This is a genomic window from Variovorax sp. Root434 (assembly GCF_001426595.1).
In the GTDB taxonomy this organism is placed as follows: domain Bacteria; phylum Pseudomonadota; class Gammaproteobacteria; order Burkholderiales; family Burkholderiaceae_C; genus Variovorax.
This window is the reverse complement of the sequence record NZ_LMEK01000008.1, coordinates 50,096-70,425: the sequence shown is the minus strand read 5'-3', so window position 1 is coordinate 70,425 and position 20,330 is coordinate 50,096. Positions and strand designations below refer to the sequence as shown.

At 67.9% G+C, this 20,330-nt stretch carries 20 protein-coding genes; 9 read left to right on the top strand and 11 right to left on the bottom strand.

Annotated elements, in window-relative coordinates:
• Positions 1–7: 7 nt before the first annotated feature.
• From ASD05_RS09410 to ASD05_RS09400, 3 genes are all read right to left on the bottom strand, one after another.
• On the bottom strand, positions 8–754 hold the full coding sequence (locus ASD05_RS09410) for a DUF72 domain-containing protein (RefSeq protein ID WP_056590826.1): 747 nt from the start codon (positions 752–754) through the stop codon (positions 8–10).
• Between the two features lie 28 nt (positions 755–782).
• Complete coding sequence (gene xerD, locus ASD05_RS09405; protein WP_056590823.1) at positions 783–1,703, bottom strand: site-specific tyrosine recombinase XerD; 921 nt, start codon at positions 1,701–1,703, stop codon at positions 783–785.
• A 69-nt stretch (positions 1,704–1,772) separates the two neighbouring features.
• Positions 1,773–2,747, bottom strand: a complete 975-nt coding sequence (locus tag ASD05_RS09400) for a tripartite tricarboxylate transporter substrate binding protein BugE (protein ID WP_056590821.1) — start codon at positions 2,745–2,747, stop codon at positions 1,773–1,775.
• A 102-nt stretch (positions 2,748–2,849) separates the two neighbouring features.
• On the opposite strand from ASD05_RS09400, the gene ASD05_RS09395 reads away from it, so the two are divergent.
• The gene (locus ASD05_RS09395; RefSeq protein WP_200936029.1) at positions 2,850–3,767 is read left to right on the top strand and encodes an AEC family transporter; all 918 of its coding nucleotides are present in this window, start codon (positions 2,850–2,852) and stop codon (positions 3,765–3,767) included.
• A 21-nt stretch (positions 3,768–3,788) separates the two neighbouring features.
• Here the strand turns inward: ASD05_RS09395 and ASD05_RS09390 are convergent, their stop codons facing one another.
• Positions 3,789–4,541: a sulfite exporter TauE/SafE family protein gene (locus ASD05_RS09390; RefSeq protein ID WP_056590817.1), complete on the bottom strand. Its 753-nt coding sequence runs from the start codon at positions 4,539–4,541 to the stop codon at positions 3,789–3,791.
• Positions 4,542–4,584: 43 nt separating this feature from the next.
• Entirely contained in the window at positions 4,585–5,844 is a 1,260-nt protein-coding gene (locus ASD05_RS09385) for an MFS transporter (protein ID WP_056590814.1), read from the bottom strand.
• A gap of 89 nt (positions 5,845–5,933) precedes the next feature.
• Here ASD05_RS09385 and ASD05_RS09380 point away from each other — a divergent pair, with 89 nt between their 5' ends.
• From ASD05_RS09380 to ASD05_RS09365, 4 genes are all read left to right on the top strand, one after another.
• A complete protein-coding gene (locus tag ASD05_RS09380) occupies positions 5,934–6,815 on the top strand; it encodes an AraC family transcriptional regulator (protein WP_235507918.1) in 882 nt (293 codons plus the stop codon).
• Positions 6,816–6,877: 62 nt separating this feature from the next.
• Positions 6,878–7,612 carry a phosphatase PAP2 family protein gene (locus ASD05_RS09375; protein ID WP_235507916.1) on the top strand — a complete coding sequence of 245 codons (735 nt, stop codon included), beginning with the start codon at positions 6,878–6,880 and terminating at the stop codon, positions 7,610–7,612.
• Between the two features lie 96 nt (positions 7,613–7,708).
• Positions 7,709–7,951 carry an acyl carrier protein gene (locus ASD05_RS09370; RefSeq protein WP_007830850.1) on the top strand — a complete coding sequence of 81 codons (243 nt, stop codon included), beginning with the start codon at positions 7,709–7,711 and terminating at the stop codon, positions 7,949–7,951.
• Complete coding sequence (locus ASD05_RS09365) at positions 7,948–9,156, top strand: beta-ketoacyl-[acyl-carrier-protein] synthase family protein (RefSeq protein ID WP_056590805.1); 1,209 nt, start codon at positions 7,948–7,950, stop codon at positions 9,154–9,156. The genes ASD05_RS09370 and ASD05_RS09365 overlap by 4 nt, the downstream gene beginning before the upstream one ends.
• Here the strand turns inward: ASD05_RS09365 and ASD05_RS09360 are convergent.
• Positions 9,153–10,040, bottom strand: coding sequence for a LysR substrate-binding domain-containing protein (locus ASD05_RS09360; protein ID WP_056590803.1), 888 nt, complete (start codon positions 10,038–10,040; stop codon positions 9,153–9,155). The two genes, ASD05_RS09365 and ASD05_RS09360, sit on opposite strands and share 4 nt — an antisense overlap.
• 134 nt (positions 10,041–10,174) lie before the next feature.
• On the opposite strand from ASD05_RS09360, the gene ASD05_RS09355 reads away from it, so the two are divergent.
• From ASD05_RS09355 to ASD05_RS09340, 4 genes are all read left to right on the top strand, one after another.
• On the top strand, positions 10,175–11,530 hold the full coding sequence (locus ASD05_RS09355; protein WP_056590800.1) for a M20/M25/M40 family metallo-hydrolase: 1,356 nt from the start codon (positions 10,175–10,177) through the stop codon (positions 11,528–11,530).
• Between the two features lie 85 nt (positions 11,531–11,615).
• Entirely contained in the window at positions 11,616–12,059 is a 444-nt protein-coding gene (locus tag ASD05_RS09350; protein ID WP_056590798.1) for a DUF2501 domain-containing protein, read from the top strand.
• A 166-nt stretch (positions 12,060–12,225) separates the two neighbouring features.
• Positions 12,226–13,944, top strand: a complete 1,719-nt coding sequence (locus tag ASD05_RS09345; protein WP_056590794.1) for a SulP family inorganic anion transporter — start codon at positions 12,226–12,228, stop codon at positions 13,942–13,944.
• 13 nt (positions 13,945–13,957) lie between these two features.
• On the top strand, positions 13,958–14,842 hold the full coding sequence (locus ASD05_RS09340) for a LysR substrate-binding domain-containing protein (protein ID WP_056590791.1): 885 nt from the start codon (positions 13,958–13,960) through the stop codon (positions 14,840–14,842).
• Positions 14,843–14,863: 21 nt separating this feature from the next.
• Here the strand turns inward: ASD05_RS09340 and ASD05_RS09335 are convergent, their stop codons facing one another.
• The 5 genes from ASD05_RS09335 to clpB all read right to left on the bottom strand — a co-directional run bounded on the left by ASD05_RS09335 (position 14,864) and on the right by clpB (position 20,230).
• Entirely contained in the window at positions 14,864–15,445 is a 582-nt protein-coding gene (locus ASD05_RS09335) for a DUF3299 domain-containing protein (protein WP_056590787.1), read from the bottom strand.
• Between the two features lie 106 nt (positions 15,446–15,551).
• The gene (arfB, locus tag ASD05_RS09330) at positions 15,552–15,959 is read right to left on the bottom strand and encodes an alternative ribosome rescue aminoacyl-tRNA hydrolase ArfB (RefSeq protein WP_056590785.1); all 408 of its coding nucleotides are present in this window, start codon (positions 15,957–15,959) and stop codon (positions 15,552–15,554) included.
• Between the two features lie 4 nt (positions 15,960–15,963).
• Complete coding sequence (locus ASD05_RS09325; RefSeq protein ID WP_056590782.1) at positions 15,964–17,148, bottom strand: acetyl-CoA C-acyltransferase family protein; 1,185 nt, start codon at positions 17,146–17,148, stop codon at positions 15,964–15,966.
• 109 nt (positions 17,149–17,257) lie between these two features.
• Positions 17,258–17,599: a hypothetical protein gene (locus tag ASD05_RS09320; RefSeq protein ID WP_235507915.1), complete on the bottom strand. Its 342-nt coding sequence runs from the start codon at positions 17,597–17,599 to the stop codon at positions 17,258–17,260.
• A gap of 9 nt (positions 17,600–17,608) precedes the next feature.
• Positions 17,609–20,230 (bottom strand): ATP-dependent chaperone ClpB, encoded by a 2,622-nt coding sequence (clpB, locus tag ASD05_RS09315; RefSeq protein ID WP_056590775.1) that lies wholly within the window; start codon positions 20,228–20,230, stop codon positions 17,609–17,611.
• Positions 20,231–20,330 lie beyond the last annotated feature (100 nt).

The window sequence follows — 20,330 nt, the reverse complement described above, 5'->3', positions numbered from 1 at the left end:
TGGCGAATCAGCGATGATGAAGCAGGCGCACAAGAGTCATCGCATTGCCGACCGCCTCGCCGCCCGCCGTGTTGTCGAAGATGCACCAGCCCTGCGTGCCGTCCTCGCAGGCGAGCAGCAGACGCTGCGAGAGGCGCCGCAGCAGCCCCTCGTCGTATGCCGACCAGTAGCGGCGCGGCGATCCGTGCAGGCGCAGATAGACCAGCCCGGGCCATCCTCCCGGCGCGCCTGCGGCATCGAAGAGGACCGGATCGGCCAGCACCCGCCCGAACTCGAAGTGCGACAGCAGCACCTCGGCCGCCGGCGTGAACCAACTGCGGTGGCGCGGCTCGAGCGCCACCGCGCCTGCATGCCTGCGGCGCACGCCGGCGAGGAATGGCCGCACCACGCGCGCATCGAATGCAAGGCTCGGCGGCAGTTGCACGACGAGGCAGCCGAGCTTGCCGCCGAGTCCGGCGACCTGCGAAAGGAATTCGTCGAAGGCCGGCATCGCATCGACCAGCCGTTGTTCGTGCGTGATGGCCTGCGGCAGCTTGACTGCGAAACGGAATCCGGCGGGCGTGCTGGCGGCCCAGCGCTCATAGGTTTCGCGCCGGTGCGGCCGGTAGAAGGAAGTGTCGATCTCCACCGCGCCGAAGCGCTGTGCGTACCGCTCCAGGTGCGAGCCTTCGGCCGGGAAGTCGGGCCACGTGGCACGCGGCAGGCTCCAGCCGGCGCAGCCGATGCGCAGCGACGCGGGGAAGAGCTGATTCATTGCCGGGCCCCGGGCTTGTGTGGCGCGCTCAGCCGCGCGGATGATGCTCTTCGTGCAATTTCTTCAGCCGCTCGCGCGCCACGTGGGTGTAGATGGTGGTGGTCGAGATGTCGGCATGGCCCAGCAGCAACTGCACCGCGCGCAGGTCGACCCCGTGGTTCAGCAGGTGCGTGGCGAAGGCATGGCGCAGCGTGTGCGGCGACAGCGGCACGTGAATGCCCGCCGCGGTGGCGTGCTTCTTCACGATGATCCAGAACATCACGCGCGTCATGCCGGCGCCGCGCGCGGTCACGAACAGGTCGGGCGTCTGCTGCCCGTCGAGGATGGCGGGGCGCGACTCGTCAAGGTAGCGCTCGATCCAGCGCCGCGCCTCGCCGCCGAAGGGCACGAGCCGTTCCTTGTTGCCCTTGCCCAGCACACGCAGCACGCCGTCGTTGAGGCTCATGTCGATGGCCTTGAGCGCCACCAGCTCGCTCACGCGCAGGCCGCTCGCGTACATCAGCTCGAGCATCGCGCGGTCGCGCAGGCCAAGCGGCGATTCGACGTCGGGCGCGGCCAGCAGGTCGTCGACCTGTTTTTCCGACAGCGTCTTGATGGCGCGCGGCATCTGCCGCGCTGGCGCGAGCCGGATGCTCGGGTCCGCCACGACACGGCGCTCGCGCAGCGCCCAACGGTAGTAGCGCTTGAACACCGTGAGCCGGCGGTTGGCCGAAGTGGCCTTGCCTTTGGTCGACAGGCGTGCACCCATGTAGGCCTGCAGGTCGGTCTCCTTCGCGGCATCGAGCCCGGCACCGTTGCGCTGCGCATCGAGCCACTGCGCGAACAACGCGAGGTCGCGGCGATAGGCGGCCAGCGTGTTCTTCGACAGGCCATCTTCCAGCCAGAGCGCGTCGATGAAGTCGTCGATGTCGGATGTCTGCGTCTGTATCTGCGGAGAGGCCTCGGTCATGCCGTGCAAGATAACAAAAGAAAAAGCCGCCCGGCATGCGGGCGGCTTCGGGGTGCGGGAAAAAAATCTTCAGTCGAGCTTCAGGTTCTGCTTTTTGACGACCTGCTTGTAGACCTCGTACTCGGCCTTGATCTGCGCGGCGAACTGCTCCGGCGTGTTGGCGACGATCAGCGAGCCCGTGTCCTCGATACGCTTGCGCACCGCCGGCTCTTCCACTGCCTTCTTCACGCCGGCGCTGATCTTGTCGACCACTTCCTTCGGCAGGCCCTTCGGACCGAGGATGCCGTAGTAGGCCATGCGGTTCACCGGCTCCAGGCCCACTTCCTTGAAGGTCGGCACGTTCGGCAGCGCGGCCAGGCGCTGCGGCGCCGACACCACGATCGGGATCAGCCGGCCGCTGGTGATGAAGGGCATGGCCGAGGGGATGTTGTCGAACATGATCGGCACCTGGCCGGCCACCACGTCGTTCAGCGCGGGGCCCGCGCCGCGGTACGGGATGTGCGTGACGAAGGTGTTGGTCAGGCTCTTGTACAGCTCCATCAGCAGGTGGCCGATGCCGCCCGTGCCCGACGAGGCGTACGAATACTTGCCGGGATTCTTCTTGAGCTCGGCCACGAACTCGGCGTAGTTCTTGGCGGGGAAGCTCGGGTTGACCGCGATGATGTTCGGCGTGGCCGCGATGTTGATGATCGGCGTGAAGTCATTGATCGGGTCGTACGGCACCTTGGGGTTGATGGCCGGGTTGGCCGCCGTGCTCGACACCGTGGCAACGCCGAGCTTGTAGCCGTCGGGCGTGGCGCGCGCCGTTTCGGCCGCGCCGACGATGCCGCCGCCACCGGCGCGGTTGATCACCACCACTGGCTGGCCAAGCACCTTGCCCAGCGGGTCGGAGATCACGCGCGCCACGATGTCCGTCGTGCCGCCCGGTGCGAACGGAACGCTCAGCTCGACGGGCTTGTTCGGATAGCCCTGCGCAAAGCTCTGGCCCGCCACCGCGACCAGTGCCGCAGCTCCCACCAGCGTGCTCCATTGACGACGTTGCATCGATAACTCCTTGATCTGATTGATGTCGAAAAACGAAAGCCCGGATGCTAGCGGCTCGGGGGCAGTCCTCGTGCTGTGGATTACCCATGGTCAAGCGGGTTTATCCTCGAAGCGGTGAATTACGCTCAGCTGCTTTTCCCCGATTTCTCCCTCATCGCCATCGGTTGGCTCCTGTGCCGCTACACCGCCCTCGACCGCCGCGTGTGGGACCAGGTCGAGAGCCTGGTTTACTACTTTCTTTTTCCCGTGCTGCTGTTCCACTCGATCGTGCGCAGCCCGCTGGATTTTGGTGCCACGTCGAGCCTGCTCACGGCGGGCGTCGGCGTCGGTGTCTGCGGCATCGCGATGGCCTACGCCCTGCCCTTCGTTCCGGGCCTGCGCACCCACATCGACCGGCGCGACCACGCGGCCAGCGCGCAGATCGCCTTCCGCTTCAACTCGTTCATCTGCCTTGCGCTGGCGGAGCGGCTGGCGGGGTCTGAAGGCCTGCTGCTGATCGCGGTGCTCATCGGCGTGTGCGTGCCCATCTTCAACATCGCCGCCGTGTGGCCGATGACACGGCATGCGCAAACCGGCTTCGTGCGGCAGCTCGTGCGCAACCCGCTGATCGTCGCAACGGTGGCCGGCCTGCTCGCGAATGTGCTGGGCCTTGCCGTGCCGACATGGGCGACGCCGACGCTGACGCGCATCGGGGCTGCATCGCTGGCACTGGGACTGCTGGCCGCAGGGGCGGGGATGAAGTTCTCCACGCTGGGGGCAGGCAAGGTGCTGGCCACTTCGGTGCTGGCGATACGGCATCTGCTGCTGCCGCTGGTCGCATGGGGGCTCGCGCTGGCATTGCGGCTGGATGCGACCCAGGCTTCGGTGCTGATGGCTTTTTCGGCAGTACCTACGGCTTCGAGTGCTTATGTGCTGGCTGCGCGCATGGGCTACAACGGGCCCTATGTGGCGGGGCTGGTGACGCTGTCCACCTTGCTGGGTGTCGTGAGCCTGCCGTTTGCCCTGGCGCTACCCCGGTGAGCTCTTTCCCCGGGCACAGGCTCATCCCCGCTGCAACAGGGCAGGCACGGACGAAGCCAGCATGGCCACTCCCGAAGCTGTCAGCAACCCGAGCACCAGCTTGCGGAACGCCACCTCGCTGATCCCGATATACAGCCGCGCACCGAGCAGCACCGGCACCGCGACGGCCAACGCGACCAGCCCCAGCAGCGGCACCACGGAGCGCTCGATGCTCCCGCTGAACACATGCACGGCAAACGCCACCATCAGCATCGACAGATTGAAGTTCTGGATCACTGCGCGCTGCGTGTCGCGCTGAAAGCCGCGCAGCGTGCACCAGAGCGTGGGTATGGCCCCCGAGAACCCACCGATGCCCGCCATCGCACCACCGATGGCACCGGCCACTCCATCAGCCACACGCCCGCCAAACGAAACCTTCGGCAGATGCTGCGACATCAGCATGGCCGGACACCACAGCACCAGCAGCACGCCGAGGCACAGCTTGAAAACGACAAGGTCGAGGTGCGGCAATAGCCAAACACCGAACGGCACTCCCACCAGCCCGCCCAACACGAAGGGCCAGAGAGTGTTCCTGTCGAAAGAACGCCGCACGGTCACGGCCGCGATCACCTGCCCCGTGAGCGCCCCGAAAAGCGCAAGCACCGCCGCGAGCTGCGGCTCCAGCGTCCACGCCCAGACCGACATCGCCACCAGCCCGAACGCAAAGCCCGACAGGCCCTGCACGAAGCCCGCCAGCACGGCTCCGGCGATCACGTAGACGTACAAGGCTTGCATGCGGCCGATGATATCGACCGCACTTCAATCAAGAGAAGGCGGCTCAGGCCGAGACCGGCACCAGCGCGGTACGCCGCACGCGGCGCACATTGAACGCGCTGGCGATCAGCACGCCCTGCACCAGCGCCAGGCCGACGATCACGCTCGTGTACTGCCCATGGTCCATCAGCCGCCCGAACATCAGCGGCGCCATGGCCTGCCCGATGTCGAGCCCCGCGTACACCACGCCGTAGACGCGCCCCGTCGCATTGGGCGGCGTCGACCTCTTCACCAGCAGGTCGCGCGACGGCCCGGCGACACCCGAGACGAAACCCATGGCGCCGAACAGCACCGGCACCACGATCGGCGGAAAGCTCGCAAACGCCAGCACCAGCGCCAATGCAGCCGCAATGCCGAAGCCCGCGCCCACGATGCGCTCGCAGCGCGACGGGTCCGACGCCAGGAAGCCACCCACCACCATGCCCGCCGCGCTCGCGACCATGTAGACCGTGAGGCACACCGCCACCAGCGCCACCGGCACCGCGTGCAGGTGGCCGGCGGCCACGGGCGCGAAGGTCTGCACCACGCTGATCACGGCGGCGTAGAAAAAGAAGAAGCCGAAGCACATCCACACGGCCGGAATGCGCAGGAAGTCGAACTCCCCGCCGACCGGCGCGGGCTCGCCCTGCCCAGTGGCCTTGTGCACGGCCGCCGCGTCGAGCGACAGCACGCTGCGGTACGCCCACAGCACCAGCAGCACCACGAGCGCCACGACACCTGCCGAGGCCAGCGCCACGCGCCATGAGTACGCGATCGCGATCGGCACCACGAAGGCAGGCGCCAGCGCCCAGCCCAGGCTGCCGGTGATGCCATGTACGCTGTAGGCATGGCCCAGCCGCGTCGGCGCGACCTTGCGGTTGAACAGCGTGTAGTCCACCGGATGGAACACGCCGTTGCCGATGCCGCCGACCACCGCGCACACCAGCAGCATCCAGTAGCTCTGTGCCGCGGCGTAGCCGAACGCCGCCAGGCCCAGCGCGCCCAGTCCGACGAACAGCACCGGCCGCGGGCCCAGCTTGTCGACGATGAAGCCCGAGGCGGCCTGCACCATGCACGAAACCACGAAGAACACCGTGAGCACCGCGCCCAGCTCGACATAGCTCACATTGAACGCGTCCTTGAGCCACGGGAACAGCGGCGCCAGGATGAGCTGGCTGAAATGGCTGACCGCATGGGCCAGGCCGACCAGCCCGATCAGTTTGGCGTCGGTGCGTAAGGTGGTGGGAGTGGAAGAAATGGCAGTCGTGGACGAAGTGGAAGACATGGATTGCTACAAAAAAACGGGGCAGGGATCGATGCTATGCGCCGGGGACGCGGCAGAATGGCGATACAGCGACAACATTTGTCGAAACCATGCCAAGCGCCGCCTCACCCACCTCCAGGAGCGCCGTGCCCGCCAGGCCGCGCGGCGCAGCCCCTGCTCCAATCACCAGCGTCGCCTCTCTCACGCCGCACCTCTACGCACCCGACGCGGTGCGCCCGCTGCGCGCCAAGGAGCACTTCCTGAGCGCCGACACGCTGGTCGAGCTGCACGAGCACCCGTGGCCGCAGCTCACTTTCTCCACCCGCGGCGTGATCCGCCTGAGCACGCAGGACGGCAGCTACATCGTGCCGCCCTCGCGCGCGCTCTGGGTGCCGGCCAACATGCCGCACAGCATCACGCTGATCGAGGACGCCGAGCTGCGCACCGTCTACTTGCACGCCTGGATCGCCCCCACCTGGGAAAAGTGCGAGGTGCTCGAAATCAGCCCGCTGCTGCGCGCGCTGATGCTCGCGCTCGACACCACGCCCGACGGCCTGCCGCCGGCCGACCCGCATGCACCGCAGCGCGAACGCATGATCGCGCCGCTGCTGATCGACGAAGTGGAGCGCGCCACGCAGATCCGCATCGACGTGCCGCTGCCCACCGACAAGCGCCTGCGCCAGCTCTGCGAGGCGCTGCTGCGCAACCCGGCCGACCGTGCCACGCTGGCCGAGCGCGCCGCCACCATCGGCGCCAGCGAGCGCACGGTGGCGCGCCTGTTCCGCGACCAGCTCGGGATGAGCTGGCAACAATGGCGCCAGCAGGCCGTGATGGCGCATGCGCTGCCGCTGCTGGCGCGCGGCATGGCCGTGAGCCAGGTGGCTGCCGCCAGCGGCTATGCCACCGACAGTGCCTTCTGCGCGATGTTCAAGGCGGCCACGGGCCGCTCCCCGACTTCGTTCCAGCACCGCAAGCGCCCTGCCTCCACCTGATGCGGCGGGGCATTGCGGGGGATCGTCATGGCGCTCTGGCAAGATCGGCGGCCGACAACACCATGCACTCACCGATCCCCCTGCACATGGCGCCCGACGCCGGGCCCTCCACCTGGACCGCCGAGATCTGGCTGCGCATCCGCCGCCATTTCCTGCTGAAGGCGGTCGGCACCACGGTCTTCACGTGGCTGTTCTTCATCGGCTACTTCCACCTGCTGCGCAACCCGGCCTTTCCGATCGCGGTGATGCCGCTGACGGCGCTGGACCACCTGGTTCCGTTCCAGCCCTACACGCTGGGTGCGTACCTTTCGCTGTGGGTCTATGTGGGCGTCGCGCCGGGCCTGCAGCTCACGTTCCGGGAACTGGTGGTCTACGGACTGTGGATCGGCGCACTCTGCATCACGGGCCTGGGGCTCTTCTACTTCTGGCCGACCCAGATCCCCCCCATGCCCATCGATGCTGCGGGCTACCCCGGCTTCGCGATGCTGCAGGGCGTGGACGCGGCGGGCAACGCCTGCCCCTCGATGCATGTGGCCGTGGCCATCTTCACCGCCATCCGCATCGAGCATGTGTTGCGCGAGGCACGCACGCCGGCCCTGTGGCGCGTGCTGAACTGGACCTGGTTCGCCGCCATTGCCTACTCGACACTGGCGGTCAAGCAGCACGTGGCGCTGGACGTGGCGGCCGGCGCGCTGCTGGGCCTGGCCTTCGCGCTGCCCTCTCTGCGTTGGCGTCCAGGACCGCGTTTGCGAGGGGATGTCCCTCGCGTAGGAGCGGATATCATCGACGCTCACTGACCACACTCACCACTGGCCGACGAGGAAGGGATCGATTCAATGGCACCCGTACAGGGTGGCAATCGATCAGCGGCACATGACGACAGGCATTGCACGATGAGTTCGCTGAAGGAATTGCAGGACCTGATCCACGAGAAGTACGGCATCGAACCGTCGAAGCTCGACCCCCACGCCTCCATGCGGGAAACCGGCGGGCTCGATTCACTCGCCCTCGCGGAATTTCTGTTCGCCATCGAAGACCACTTCGGCATCACCATGCCCGACGAGGACGCGAGCATCGACACCCTGGCCGAACTCGCGCTGCTGGTCGACAAGGTCCGGGCCGCCAAAACCGCGTGAACCACGAGGTCGCCGTCACCGGGCTGGGCGTCATGGCGCCGCATGGCGGCGAGCCCGACACGCTGTTCCAGGCCCTGCTGCAGGGCCGCTCGGCCATCCAGCCGGTCTTTCCGGATCTGCCCAAGCCGGCCGCCGCGGCCACCGCGGCCTTCGATGAAACCCGCTGGTTCACCAAGCTGCAGCTCGCGGGCGTCGACCGCGTGAGCCAGCTGGCCGTGGCCGCCGCCGACATGGCGATGCGCGACGCGGGCCTCGGCATCGCCGACACCGATCCCGAGCGCATGGGCGTCTTTGCCGGCTGCGGCATGGGCGGCGCCGCGGCGCTCGAGGCGGCCTACCGCGGCAACGGCCGCGTGTCGCCTCTCACGATTCCCGCCTTCATGCCCAATGCGCCGGCCGCCCATGTGGCGATGCGCCAGGGCGTGCAGGGCCCGGTGCTCACCTACTCCGTCGCCTGTGCCTCTTCTTCGGCCGCGATCGCCGAAGCGGCCAAGGCCGTGCAGCGTGGCGAAGTCGACATCGCGATTGCCGGCGGCAGCGAAGCGCTGATCGTGCCGGGCGTGGTCGTGGCCTGGCAGGCCATGCAGACGCTGGCCACCTTCCAGCCCGGCGAAGCGGCCGGCGCGGTGCGGCCCTTCGCCACCGACCGCAGCGGCTTTGCGCTCGGCGAGGGCGCGGCCTTCCTGATTCTCGAATCCGCCGAGCGCGCACGCGCCCGCGGCGCCCGCCGCTACGCCACGCTGGCCGGCTGGGGCCTGAGCAGCGACGCCACCCATCTCACCAAGCCCGACGCCCCGGGCCAGGCCCGCGCACTGCGCGCCGCCCTGCGCCAGGCCGGCCTGCAGCCGCGCGACGTGGGCTACTGCAATGCCCACGGCACGGCCACGCGCATCGGCGACGTGGTCGAGCGCAATGCGCTGGCCGATGTGTGGGGCGACCATCTCGACACGCTGCGCGTGAGCTCGACCAAGGCGCTGCACGGCCACATGCTCGGCGCGGCGGGCGCTATCGAAGCGCTCGTCACCGTGCTGGCGCTGCATCAGCGTCAGTTGCCGCCCAATGCAAACTGCCGCGAGATCGATCCGGACTGCAGCCTGAACCTCGTGATGCAGGACGAATCAGCGGCACCCTCGCTCGAGGCCGCCATCAGCAATTCGTTCGCCTTCGGCGGCACGAACTCCGTGCTGCTCTTTCGCCGCGCCTAGGCAGCCGCCGCGCAGAGCCATTCCACGAAAGCGCCGACCAGCGGATCGTCCGTGCGGCTCGGCGCCACGAACACGCTGTAGCCCCGGCTCGACGGCGCCCTGTGCGGGCAGGCCAGCAACAGTTCGCCCGAGCGCAATTCACGCTCGACGAAATACTCGGGCACCAGCCCCACGCCGAGGTCGGCACGCACTGCGGCAACGAGCGAAGAGAACAGATCGAAGCGATGCCCCGCCACCAGGTTCTCGGGCGGCCGCGCATGCGCCGTCTGCCCGAACCATTCCTCCCACGCGCCCATGCGCGTGCGCAGCTGCAGCAGCGGCACCGAGCGGAAGTCACCGCGCGCCATCGCCGGGCGCCCCTTCGCTTTGGGTGAGCACACTGCAACGCAAGACTCGCCCATCAACGGCAACGCATTCGCGCCAGGCCACACCGCGTCGTCGTACTGCACGCCCACGTCGAAGGGCATGTCCTCCATGTAGAGATGCGTCGGGAACACCTGCAGGTGCAGGCTGCAGCCCGGGTGCCGGGCGATGAATTCCGGCAGCCGCGGCGTCAGCCAGCCCTCGGCCAGCACCGGCACCGCGCCTACCAGCAAGCGCAGGCCGTCGGTGCGTTGCGCCATGGCTTCGAGCGTGTGGTTCTGCAGCCGCAGCAGATCGCCCGAAACCTGCCCGTGATAGCGCCGCCCGGCCTCGGTGAGCTCGGTGCCGCGCGCCGTGCGCTGCACCAGCCGCACACCGATCTGTGTCTCCAGCAGGCGCAGCTGCTGGCTCACCGCGCTGTGCGTGAGACACAGCTCCTCCGCAGCCTTGCCCACGCCATGGTGGCGCGCCACCGCGTCGAAGATCAGCAACGCGCGGGTGCTGGGAATGTGGCGGCGCATGGCGGGGCCTCGTTAGAAAAACTGACAACGCCAAAGATTAAACCAGAGCGCATGCCTAACACAGCCATAAGAATCGTCGGCGACGCCGCGCCGGCGTCGCCAACCCGGCTTCACCCCCAAGGACATCCCCGACCATGCCCCGCCCCATGTCACTTCGCCTCGCCCCGCTCGTCCTCGCCCTGGCCTCCGCGGCCGCCGGCCTCGCGCACGCCCAGACCGGCGCCGTCGCCGCCACGCCGACGCAGGTGCGGCCCGAAGTCGACAAGGCCTACACGCAGTTGATGGCATCGCCCGCCATCCAGAAACTGCTCGACGCAGTCAAGGCCGACCACGAGCGCTCGGTCGAAGACCTGAAGATGCTCACCGAGATCGAGGCGCCGCCGTTCAAGGAACAGAAGCGCGCCGAGGCATTCCTCGCGCGCATGAAGGCCCTCGGCCTGGCGGACGCGAAGATCGACGCCGAAGGCAACGTGGTCGGCCTGCGCAAGGGCACGGGCAACGGGCCGAAGCTGCTGATCTCTGCCCACCTCGACACGGTGTTCCCCGCCGGCACCGACGTGAAGGTCAAGGAGCGCGACGGCAAGCTCTACGCGCCCGGCATCTCCGACGACACGCGGGGCCTGTCGGTGCTGCTCTCGTGGCTCAAGGTGCTGAACGACAACAAGATCCAGACTGTGGGCGACCTGCTCATCGTGGGCAACGTGGGCGAGGAAGAGCTCGGCAACCTGCGCGGCATCAAGGCCATCTTCCGGGACAACCTCGACATCGACGGCATGGTCGGCCTCGAGCCCGCGCCCGATGGCTCGGTGCTGATGCTGGGCACCGGCAGCCACCGCTACGAAGTGACTTTCAAGGGTCCCGGTGGCCACAGCTACGGCGCCTTCGGCCAGGTGCCCAGCGCCATCCACGGCATGGGCCGCGCGATCGCGAAGATCGCCGACATCCGCACGCCGAGCTTCCCGAAGACGACCTTCACCGTCGGCACCGTGGGTGGCGGCACTTCGGTCAACACCATTGCGCCGGACGCGCGCATGGCGGTGGACATCCGCTCCGACGAAATGGCACCGCTGCTGGAGACCGAAAAGAAGATCCTCGCCGCCATCGACGAAGCCGTGGTCGAGGAAAACAAGCGCTGGAACGTCAACACGCTGAGCGTGAGCACCAAGCTCATCGGCGACCGTCCGGGCGGCCGCACGCAGTCGGACACCGTGATCGTCGAGGCCGCCACCCGCTCGAACGCCGCCTTCGGCCACAAGACGCTGCTGACAGGCGCGAGCACCGACGCCAACGTGCCGATGTCGCTGGGCATCCCGGCCATCATCATCGGCGGCGGCGGCAAGACCGGCGGCTTCCACGCGCTGTCAGAGTGGATCGACGTGACCGACGGCTGGAAGGGTGCGCAGAACTCGCTCGTGACCGTCCTCGGCCTGGTGGGCGTGCAGGGCACGAGCGCTCCCTTGCTCGAAAAGCGCCCGCAGCGCTCGAAGTAAGAGCGCGCGTGCAACCGGGGCTTCGCCCCGGCGTCTCCGTTATGCTGGTGGCCGCTTTCCACCACGCTACCGACAGGAGGACATCATGCACGCCCGCTCCACCCTCATCGCCCTCGCGCTGCTCGCTGCAGGCGCCTCGGCCCAGGCCAACGACCTGCTCGACCAGTTGAAGGAAAAAGCCGGCGAGGCCGTCAGTGCCAATCCACAAGGCGGCAACAGCGGCGCATCCTCGCTCGGCAACCTCGGCTTCAAGATGCCCGCCATCGGCTCCAGCACCGTCGGCAACGCGGCCGGCGTGCTGCAGTACTGCGTGAAGAACAACTACCTGGGCGGCGACGCGGCCTCGGTGAAAGACAAGCTGCTCGCCAAGATCACCGGCCAGAAGCAGCAGGAGACCGGCTTCGCGAGCGGCGCCAAGGGCCTGCTGAAAGGTGGCGACGGCAAGTCGCTGAACTTCAAGCTCCTGTCGTCGAAGGTCAAGACCAAGGCCTGCGACTACGTGCTCAAGAACGCGACCTCGCTCATCTAGACACACCCCCATGCTTCGCGCACTGCGTGTCGCTTCGCACACCCCCTCGCCGGCGGCAATGCCGGCGGCCCGGCAAAGCCGGTTCCGCGGCATTCCCCGACTGGCCGCGTAAGCTCCCTGTGCCCGCGCAGCATTCCAGCGCCATTGCGCGTGCCATCCGTTATTCATGAATCCGGCTACAACCTCTCCTTCCCTGCGCCAGCGCCTCTCCCGCTGGGTCCCGTGCCTGGCCTGGCCCCGCCCTTCCGCCGCATTGCTGCGCAGCGAGGCGATGGCCGGCATCACCGTGGCGCTGATGGTGATCCCGCAAGGCGTGGCGTATGCAGCGCTGGCGGGCATGCCGCTGGTGACGGGGGTGTACGCGGCGCTGTTCCCCGCGCTGATCGCGGTGATGTTCAGTTCGTCGCAGCGGCTGTCGGTCGGGCCCACCGCGCTCACCAGCCTGCTGGTCGGCGCCTCGCTCGCGCCCCTGGCGGTTGCAGGCAGCGCCGAATGGGTGGCGATGGCGGTGTGGCTCACGCTGATGTCGGGCGCCATCCAGATCGTGCTGGGCGCGGGGCGCTTCGGCTGGCTGCTGCGGCTGGTCAATTCGCCGGTGCTTATCGGCTTCACTCAAGGCGCGGCGGTGCTGATCGCCATCTCGCAGCTGCCCGCGCTGCTGGGCTTCACGGGGCGGACCATTGCGCAGGTGCTGCGCGGCGGCCCGCTACCCGACCTCGTGGCCATTGCCTTCGGGCTCGGCAGCATCGCGGTGCTGTGGCTGGGCAAGCGCCTGCTGCCGCGCTTTCCGACCACGATGGCGCTGGTGGCCGGCGCGGCCGCCATCAGCTGGCTCGTCGACTACGCGCTGCGCGGCGGTGCGGTGGTGGGCAGCCTGCCTTCGGGCCTGCCCTCGCTCTACTGGCCGGGCCTGCTGCCCATGAGCACCTTCAGCGCGCTGGTGCTGCCGGCGTTGATGATCACGCTTGTGAGTTTCCTCGAAACCGCGTCGAGCGCCAAGGTCGACAACGCGCGCGCCGGCACGCTGTGGAACGAAAACCAGGATCTGATCGGCCAGGGCCTCGCCAAGCTGACCTCGGGCTTCACGGGCGCGTTTCCCACCAGCTCGTCGTTCTCGCGCTCGGCCATCACGCTCTATGCAGGCGCGCAGACCGGCTGGGCCACGCTGTTCAGCGTGGCGGTGGTGGCCGGTGCGCTGCTGTGGCTGATGCCGCTGCTGTACCACGTGCCGCAGGCGGTGCTGGCGGCGGTGGTGGTCACGGCCATCCTCGGGCTGGTGAAGCCCGCGAGCTTCACGGCGCTGTGGCGCATCTCGCGCATCGAGGCCGGCATTGCCTTCGGCACCTTCGTGCTGACCATCGCGACCGCCCCCAGCATCTACTGGGGCGTGCTCGGCGGGCTGCTGGCGAGCATGGCGCACTACATGTACCGCCACCTGCATCCGCGCATCATCGAGGTGGGCCTGCACCCCGACGGCAGCCTGCGCGACCGCAACCTCTGGAAGCTGCCGCCGCTGGCGCCGCAGCTGTATGCGCTGCGCATGGACGCCGAGCTCGACTTCGCCTCGGCCTCCACGCTCGAACGCGCGCTCACGGTGGCGCTGGCCGAGCGGCCCGACCTCACCGACGTGTGCCTGTTCGCGCAGCCCATCAATCGCATCGACATCACCGGCGCCGAAGTGTTCGGCTCGATCCGCCGGATGATGGAATCCAAGGGCATCCGCCTGCACCTGAGCGGCCTCAAGCTGCCCGCGATGCAGGTGCTGGAGCGCGCCGGCCTGCTGGCGCCGGGACCGATGCTGTTCAGCTATCGCACCGATGGCGAAGCGCTCGCGGCGCTGATGCCGCGTATCGACGAGTCCGAGGAACAGGAAGCCGCCGCCTGACCTGCCAGCGCCCATGAAGTCCACCATCGAAGAACTGGTCGCGTTCCGCACGGTGGTGGACACGGGCTCGATCACGGCTGCGTCCGAGCAGTTGGCGCAAACGGTCTCGGGCATCAGCCGCGCGTTGAGCCGGCTCGAACAGAAGCTCGACACCACGCTGCTGCGCCGCACCACGCGGCGGCTCGAACTCACGGAGGAAGGCGCGGCCTTCCTGCAGCGCACGCGCGCGATCCTCGATGCCATCGACGATGCCGAGGAGCAGATGGCCGCGCGCCGCCAGCAGCCGGCCGGGCGCCTGCGCGTTAATGCCGCCTCGCCCTTCATGCTGCACGCCATCGTGCCGCTGGTGCCGGAGTTCCGAAAGCTCTATCCGCAGATCAGCCTCGAACTCGACACCGACGACCTGCCCATCGACCTGCTGGAGCGCCGCACCGACATCGCGATCCGTATCGGCCCGCTGCGCGACTCCACGCTGCATGCGCGCCCGCTCGGCACGCACCGCCTGCGCGTGCTCGCGAGCCCTGCGTACCTCGAGGCACACGGCAAGCCGCGCAAGGTGAGCGACCTCGCCGAACACGTGCTGCTGGGCTTCACCCAACCCGAGTCGCTGAACCGCTGGCCCCTGCGTGGCGTGCATGGCGACGAATGGAACATCGCGCCCACACTGATGGCATCGAGCGGCGAAACGCTGCGCCAGCTGGCGCTGGCCGGTGTGGGCGTCGTCTGCCTGTCGGACTTCATGACGGGTGCCGACCGCGCCAGCGGCGCGCTGGTGCAGGTGCTGGCAAAGGACTCGGCAGACGTGCGCCAGCCGGTCAACGCGGTGTACTACCGCAACACGCAGCTGTCGGCGCGCATCACGTCGTTTCTGGATTTCCTGTCGCAGCGCATGGCCTGAGTGCGCAGGCGGCGGCGCTGCTTACTGCGCCTGCTTCGCGACGAAGCGTTCCACGGACGCCGACTTGATCTCGTAGCCGCTCACGCCCATGTCCGCCGACGAGTAGCGCGCCGCCTTCAGCGTGCCGCTGACGTACACCGTGTCCATCGCGTGCAGGCCCTTCACGGCGGCAGGCGCGATCACGTGCACGATCTGGTTGGCGGGCGGCGGCGGCGTGTGGATGCAGGCGCCGAAATACGGCACCAGCAGGAATTCGCGAATGCCGTCCTGCGCAGCGTCGAGCGGCACGACGAAGCCCGCGAGCTTGGCCGCCTTGCCGTCGAGCGCCACGTTGACCGGGGCGTTGTCCCAGACGGCACGCATCTCGTCGAGCATCTGGATCGCGCGCGGATCGTTGTCGCGCAGCGCTTCGAGGCTGATGTTGCGGTAGCGTTTGGTGGGGTCCCAGCTCTTGGGAATCAGCGCTTCCCACTTGAGTTCAGGGGCCGCGGCCGTGCTCGTGCCCTGCACCGCCGCTGTCCCTGGACCGCAGCCGGTCAGGAGCGCCGCGGCCGACGCAAGCAGAAGCACAGCCAACACGGCGCGCGAAAAGAGCCTTCTCATGATCACGATTCTGCTTGGGAGATGTTTCAGACCCGTAAAGCAGGGCCTTTTGCACTCAATTCGTCCCAGATCAGAGGAATTCAGCGCAACGAAGCCGAATGCGCGCTCAGTCGCGTACCGGCCCGCGCAGGCTCTTGATCTGCGAACGCTGGCTCTTGCCTTCGAGCCGGCGCTGCTTGGAGCCATAGGTCGGCTTGGTCGCGCGCCGCACGCGCGGCGCGGTGGCCACGCTGTCGACCACAGTCTGCAGCCGCGCGAGCGCGTCGGCGCGGTTCATCTCCTGCGTGCGGTGCTGCTGCGCCTTGAGCACGAACACGCCCTCCAGCGTGATGCGGCTGTCGCGCAGCGCGAGCAGCCTCTCTTTCACGTCGGCCGGCAGCGAGCTGGCGTGGATGTCGTAGCGCAGGTGCACCGCGCTCGACACCTTGTTGACGTTCTGCCCGCCCGCGCCCTGCGCCCGAATGGCGCTGAAGTCGACCTCGTCGGGGTCGATCAGGACGGCCGGACGAAGCATGCGCTCAGACCCGTTCGAAGATGGCGGCAATGCCCTGCCCGCCGCCGATGCACATCGTGACCAGCGCATAGCGCCCCTGCACGCGCTGCAGCTCGGCGATCGCCTTCGTCGTGATGATCGCGCCGGTCGCGCCCACCGGGTGGCCCAGCGAAATGCCCGAGCCGTTCGGGTTCACCTTGGCCGGATCGAACCCCAGTTCCTTGATGACCGCGCAGGCCTGCGCTGCAAAAGCTTCGTTCGACTCGATCACGTCGAAGTCGCTGACCTTCAGGCCGGTGCGCTCCAGCACCTTGCGCGTGGCAGGCACAGGGCCGATGCCCATGTATGCGGGCTCGACACCGGCATGCGCGTAGCCGACGAGGCGCGCGAGCGGCTTCAGCCCCAGCGCCTTCGCGCGGCCGCCCTCGGCCAGCACCACGGCAGCGGCGCCGTCGTTGATGCCCGATGCGTTGCCGGCGGTCACGAGGCCGTCCTTCTTGAACGCGGGCTTCATCTTCGACAGCGTCTCGACGGTGGTGTCGGCACGCACATGCTCGTCGGTGTCGAACAGCACGACGCCCTTGCGCGTCTTCACCTCGACCGGAACGATCTGCTCCTTGAAGCGGCCCGCCGCGATGGCGGCCGCCGCGCGCTGCTGGCTGGTCACGGCCAGTTCGTCCATCTGCTCGCGTGTGATGCCGTAGCGCGCCGCCACGTTCTCGGCCGTGATGCCCATGTGGATCTTCTCCCACGGGTCGTGCAGGATGCCCAGCATGTAGTCGACCAGCACCGCATCGCCCATGCGCGCGCCGTAGCGCGCCGAGGTGTCGAAGTACGGGCCGCGGCTCATCGATTCGGAGCCGCCGCCGATGGCGATGTCGCAGTCGCCCAGCGCAATGGCCTGCGCCGCAGACACGATGGCCTGCAGGCCCGAGCCGCAGAGGCGGTTGACGTTGAAGGCCGGCGTCTCGATCGGGCAGCCCGCGTCGATAGCGGCCACGCGGCTCAGGTACGCATCCTTCACGTCGGTGGGAATCACGTTGCCCATCACCACATGGCCGATGGCATCGGCGGCCACGCCGCTGCGTTCGATGGCGGCCTTGACGGCGGTGGTGGCCAGCTGGGTATTGGGCACATCCTTCAGCGCGCCGCCGAAGGTGCCGATGGCGGTGCGGGCGGTGCCGACCACGAAGATGTCGCGCGAGGTCATGGAATGTCTCTCCTGGATGAAAGCGAAAGCCGCGCTCGGCGGCGGCTGCAGGAAGACGATTCTGACGGCGAACGGCGCAACGGGTTGTCGCGCCCGGAATACCGGGGCCTCAGCCGCGCGAAACCGGCTTCGGCGCCACGTCGGTCACGTCGCCGGCGCTGCCGCGGATGCGCACCGGGCGCTCCACCGACTCGCCGCGCGCCCGCGCATTGGCCACGTCGGCGGCGGTCGGCTCGGCCGGCTGTGCCGCATGGCGAAATTTGTCGAAGCCCGAGCGCGGGTTGAAGCGCCCGCCCATCGAAGACATCCAGGGCGTCACGGGCTTGCCCGTGAGACGCCCCCAGGCGTAGCGCACACCCCACACGGCCGCCAGCAGCACGACCGCCGCGGCCAGGCTGGCCGCGAAAACCAGCCCCAGGAGCAGAAGAATGACGCGAAAAATGAAGTTCATCATCCGACTTTAGGCCGAAGCCGCCGCCGTTGGTTCCCCCGCCTTGCCGAAGGAAAACTGTCCGGGCGACCGGATCGGGTCGGTCGTGACCTCGATCGTGTCCTTCGGCCCGAAGCTTCCGTCCAGCAGCAGCTTCGACAGCGGGTTCTCGATGCGCTGCTGTATCGCTCGCTTCAGCGGCCGCGCGCCGAACACCGGGTCGAAGCCAACCTTGGCGATCTCCGCCAGCGCCGCTGGCGACACCTCCAGCCCCAGATCCATCTTCGCGAGCCGCGCCTGCAGCACCTTGAGCTGGATCGCAGCGATCGATTCGATGTTCTTCGCGTCCAGCGCATGGAACACGACCGTCTCATCGATGCGGTTCAGAAACTCGGGGCGGAAGTAGTTCTTCAGCTCGTCCCACACCGCTTCCTTGATCTCCTCCGAGGGCTTGCCCACCATGGCCTGGATGATGGGCGAGCCGATGTTGCTCGTCATCACGATCACGGTGTTCTTGAAGTCCACGGTACGGCCCTGGCCGTCGGTCAGGCGCCCATCGTCGAGCACCTGCAGCAGCACGTTGAACACGTCGGGGTGGGCCTTCTCGACCTCGTCGAGCAGCACCACGCTGTAGGGCTTGCGGCGCACGGCTTCCGTGAGGTAGCCGCCCTCCTCGTAGCCCACGTAGCCCGGCGGCGCGCCGATCAGGCGGGCGACCGAATGCTTCTCCATGAACTCGCTCATGTCGATGCGGATCAGGTGGTCTTCGCTGTCGAACAGGAAGCCCGCGAGCGCCTTGCACAGCTCGGTCTTGCCCACGCCCGTGGGGCCGAGGAAGAGGAACGAGCCGGTCGGGCGGTTCGGGTCGGACAGGCCCGAGCGCGAGCGGCGGATCGCATTGGCGACCGCGCCGATGGCCTCGTCCTGGCCGACCACGCGCTCGTGCAGCTTGTCTTCCATCACGAGCAGCTTGTCGCGCTCGCCCTGCATCAGCTTGGCGACCGGGATGCCGGTGGCGCGCGCCACGACTTCGGCGATTTCTTCCGAACCGACCTGGGTGCGCAGCAGCGTGGGCGCGCTGGACTTGCCCTTGCTCGCCTCGCTGGCCTCGGCTTCCTTCAGGCGCTTCTCGAGCGCCGGCAGCTGGCCGTACTGGAGCTCGGCGACCTTGTTGAAGTCGCCCTTGCGCTTCCATTCCTCGATCTGGAACTTGATCTTGTCGACGTCTTCCCGCACCTGCGCGCTGCCCTGGGCCTGGGCCTTCTCGGCCTGCCAGATCTCGTCGTAGTCGGCGATCTCCTTCTGCAGCTTCTCGATCTCGCCTTCGATCAGGCCGAGCCGCTTCTGCGAGGCCTCGTCCTTCTCACGGCGCACGGCCTCGCGCTCGATCTGCAGCTGGATCAGGCGGCGGTCGAGCCGGTCCATGACCTCGGGCTTGGAGTCCATCTCGATCTTGATCTTGGCCGCAGCCTCGTCGATCAGGTCGATGGCCTTGTCGGGCAGGAAGCGGTCGGTGATGTAGCGGTCGGACAGCTCGGCCGCGGCCACGATGGCCGGGTCGGTGATCTGCACGCCATGGTGCACTTCGTACTTCTCCTGCAGGCCGCGCAGGATGGCGATGGTGGCCTCCACGCTCGGCTCGCCCACGATGATCTTCTGGAAGCGGCGCTCCAGGGCGGCATCTTTCTCGATGTACTTGCGGTATTCGTCGAGCGTGGTGGCACCCACGCAGTGCAGCTCGCCGCGCGCGAGCGCGGGCTTGAGCATGTTGCCCGCGTCCATGGCGCCTTCGGCCTTGCCGGCACCGACCATGGTGTGCAGCTCGTCGATGAAGACGATGGTCTGGCCTTCGTCCTTCGCGAGTTCATTCAGAACAGTCTTCAGCCGCTCCTCGAACTCACCGCGAAATTTGGCACCAGCCAGCAACGCGGCCATGTCGAGCGACAACACCCTTTTGCCCTTGAGCGACTCGGGCACCTCGCCCGCGACGATGCGCTGGGCCAGGCCTTCGACGATGGCGGTCTTGCCCACGCCGGGTTCGCCGATGAGCACGGGGTTGTTCTTGGTGCGGCGCTGCAGCACCTGGATGGCGCGGCGGATTTCCTCGTCGCGTCCGATGACCGGGTCGAGCTTGCCCAGCCGGGCGCGCTCGGTGAGGTCGAGGCAGTATTTCTTGAGGGCTTCGCGCTGGCCTTCGGCATCGGCGCTGTTCACGCCCTGCCCGCCGCGCACGGCGTCGATGGCCGATTCGAGCGACTTGCGGCTCAGGCCATTCTCCTTGGCGATCTTGCCGATGTCGGCCTTGCTGTCGGCCAGCGCCAGCAGGAAGAGTTCGCCCGCGATGAACTGGTCGTTGCGTTTGATGGCTTCCTTCTCGGTGGCCTGCAGCAACTTGCCCAGTTCGGGGCCGACCTGGACGATGTCGTGGCCCTGCACCTGCGGCAGCTTCTTGATGGCGGCTTCGGCCGCCTGCGTCAGGCCCGGTACGTTGACGCCGGCACGCTCCAGCAGGGCGCGCGGGCCGTCGTCCTGGCGCAGCATCGCGAGCAGCAGGTGGGCCGGCTCGATGTAGGCGTTGTCGTTGCCCAGCGCGAGCGACTGTGCGTCGCCCAGTGCTTCCTGAAATTTGGTGGTGAGTTTGTCTTGTCGCATGGCTTGATTCCTGCATTCAAAATAGGGCCGTTCGCAGTCCCTTCAAGTGCAAATCCGCTTGCGGGGCTTTTTCAGGTTCTTTTCCCTTCGGCTGTTTTTG